This is a genomic window from Roseiarcus sp. (assembly GCF_052145395.1).
GTDB lineage: Bacteria > Pseudomonadota > Alphaproteobacteria > Rhizobiales > Beijerinckiaceae > Roseiarcus.
This window is the reverse complement of record NZ_JBKQOT010000105.1, coordinates 1-2,790: the sequence shown is the minus strand read 5'-3', so window position 1 is coordinate 2,790 and position 2,790 is coordinate 1. Positions and strand designations below refer to the sequence as shown.

The window sequence follows — 2,790 nt, the reverse complement described above, 5'->3', positions numbered from 1 at the left end:
ATAGTCGAAAAAGTTCCGCGCGTCGAACGCCGAATTGCGGACAAACTCAAACACCGACCCGTGAAATCCGCTCGCCCCCGAACGTGTGTGGATGTCTGTAAAACCCGATGCCCCGCGTCCAATCTCCGCCGGCATCCAGCCGGAATTGGAATCGATACGTTCCACGGCGTCGACGTTGAAGTTAGCGAAGGTGGAACCGCCCATCTCGGGATCGCTAATGTCTGCGCCATCCATCGCGAAGGTGGCTTCGACGCCGCGCTGCCCGTTGATCGCAAACTGAGCGGTGAAATTGGTCGCGCCGTTGACGTCTGTCATCGTGCCTGCGGCGAGCAAGAGGAGGGTGCCGAAGTCGCGACCGTTCAGCGGCAACTCGCTCACCGCCTGGCTTGACAGCTCTTCTCCGCCCGTCGCAGATCTTTCCTTTTCCGTCAAAGAAGCGACTGTAATCTCGCCTCGCTCCGAGAGCGTGATTGCCACCGATTGCCCCGCCGCTCCAACCTCGATCGGTAGCGCGTATTCGCTCCGCTTCCCGTTCGCTTCAACGGCCAGCCGATATTGCCCCGGTACCGCGCTCAGGCGAAAACGCCCGTTCGCCCCGGTTGTCCCTTCGTCTCTCACCGAGCCAGTTAGCGCAATCTTCGCGTTCGCAATTGGCGCTCCCGCGGAATTCCGCAGCAACCCTTCCCACACGCTTTGCGCTTGCTGCTGCGCTCCCACCGCGCCGGCCGCAAGCAAAAACGCCAACCCTAGAACCCAAAATCTCAAAGATGCGCCTGGCCCAAAACAGCCCATCCAATACTTCGTAGCCACAGTTTTTTCCACGAATAAAAGACCTTTATGTCCAATGTGTGCGGTCAAAGATGGCGGTTCGCGACGCCGACGAGAACACTCATCGCGTCCGCAAAATTATACCTGCCACATCCTTGCTAAAACCTTTTTGTAGCGAGTTGCGCCATTCCGTCTGCAATACGGACACAAGCGCAATTCAAGCCCCCGTTCGAACAACTGCCACACGACACAACTTCATCCCCCGCTTGCCACCCGGCATACTCTTTCCGTCCGTTGCCTACAATGAATACAACGCATGGATGTACAAGACTCGAATTCGTCTCTCGCCGCGGCCTTGCCCACCGAAACCATCGTCGCCATCTCCACGCCGCCCGGCCGCGGTGGCATCGGCATCGTGCGCCTCAGCGGTCCGCAGGCCGCAGCCATCGCAAACGATCTCGTCCGCTTGCATCATCCCCTCGAGCACGCCCGCGCACGTCTTGCCGATGTTCTTGACGACGAGGTCGCGGACGACGCTGGCGCCAACCAAATAGACGAAGCCGTCGTCACGTTTTTTGCCGCGCCGAATTCCTACACCTCCGACGATCTCGTCGAAATTGCTGCCCACGGCTCCCCTGTCGTTCTGGACCTGCTGCTTCGCCGCGCTCTCGACCTCGGTGCGCGCCTCGCCGAACCCGGCGAGTTCACGCAGCGCGCGTTTCTCTCCGGCAAGCTCGACCTCACGCAAGCCGAAGCTGTGCGCGATCTCATCGAAGCCCAGACCTTGACCCAGGCCCGCCAGGCCGCAAGCCAGATGGGCGGCGCACTCAGCCGCCGCGTACAGCCCGTGAAGCAGGCCCTCGTCGAACTCATCGCCCTCCTCGAAGCCGGCATCGACTTCGCAGAAGATGACATTGACGTGACCCCGCAAGCCGAAATCGCTCGCCGCATCGGCGAACTCACGCCTCCTCTTGCCGCGCTTGACGCATCCTACGCCCGTGGGCGTGTCGTGCATGATGGTCTGACCCTGGCCATCGTCGGCCGTCCCAATGCAGGCAAAAGCTCGCTCTTCAACCGCCTCGTCGAACGCGATCGCGCCATCGTCACCGCGACGCCCGGCACTACGCGCGATCTCGTCACCGAGCGCATCTCGCTTGACGGTATTCCCCTCGAGCTCGTCGATACCGCCGGCCTGCGCGAAGCCTTCGAAGAAGTCGAACAGCTTGGCATCGCCCGCAGCCGGGAAGCGCTCGCCGACGCCTCGCTCGTTCTCGTGGTCCTCGATGCGACTCAGCCGCTTAACAACGAAGAACGCGCATTGCTGGCAGCGGTCGAAGGCCGCCCCGCAGTCGTCATCAGGAATAAGTGCGATCTGGCCGGATCGGACGCGCCCTCCTTTGATCTGCCTCAGCCAGATATATCCGCTCCAGTACCCCTGCACACCTCCGCTCTCACCGGCGAAGGCATCACGACTCTCCGCGAACGAATCCTCGCTCTAGCCACAGGGGGAGCCGCCGCAGAACCCGGCCTTCTCACCAGCTTGCGCCATCAGCGGGCGATCGCCACTACGCGCAACGCACTCGCCGATGCCGCCCAGGCCAACGCCAGCAACATTCCCCACGAGATGATTCTGATCGACCTCTATCGCGCTCTATGGGCTCTTGACTCCCTCACCGGCCAAACCACATCCGACGACATCTTGAATCTGATCTTCTCCACCTTCTGCATCGGGAAGTGATTGATAACACCTTTATTATAAATGACATGCGCAAATCTATGCTGATTTATTCGAGCAGCTTCGAGCGAGATTCCCGAGCCAGCTGAATGACGCGCGATCACTCGTTACGCGCGCTAGCCGATGAGTGGGAAAAACGCACAAATAGACAAAAAAGTTGTAGTATTGTGTAGTGGCACAGTCGCACCTAGAAGCGTCACGGCGGCTCTTCGATCTCGCCGAGCAGCAACAAGGCTTCTTTACCACGAAGCAGGCCAAGGCAGCCGGATTCGCCGAAAATACACACC

General features: G+C 60.3%; 3 protein-coding genes. 2 read left to right on the top strand and 1 reads right to left on the bottom strand.

Features of this window, described 5'->3' with window-relative positions; all coding sequences use genetic code 11:
* The coding region (locus ACLP25_RS03685; RefSeq protein ID WP_442467875.1) for a carboxypeptidase regulatory-like domain-containing protein at window positions 1-744 on the bottom strand (744 nt) is incomplete at its 3' end.
* 340 nt (window positions 745-1,084) lie between these two features.
* On the opposite strand from ACLP25_RS03685, the gene mnmE reads away from it, so the two are divergent.
* Together mnmE and ACLP25_RS03675 are read left to right on the top strand one after the other, a co-directional pair.
* A complete protein-coding gene (gene mnmE / locus ACLP25_RS03680; RefSeq protein ID WP_442467874.1) occupies window positions 1,085-2,506 on the top strand; it encodes a tRNA uridine-5-carboxymethylaminomethyl(34) synthesis GTPase MnmE in 1,422 nt (473 codons plus the stop codon).
* Between the two features lie 169 nt (window positions 2,507-2,675).
* Window positions 2,676-2,790, top strand: a 115-nt coding sequence (locus ACLP25_RS03675) for a type IV toxin-antitoxin system AbiEi family antitoxin domain-containing protein (RefSeq protein WP_442467876.1), incomplete at its 3' end; no start/stop codon positions are given.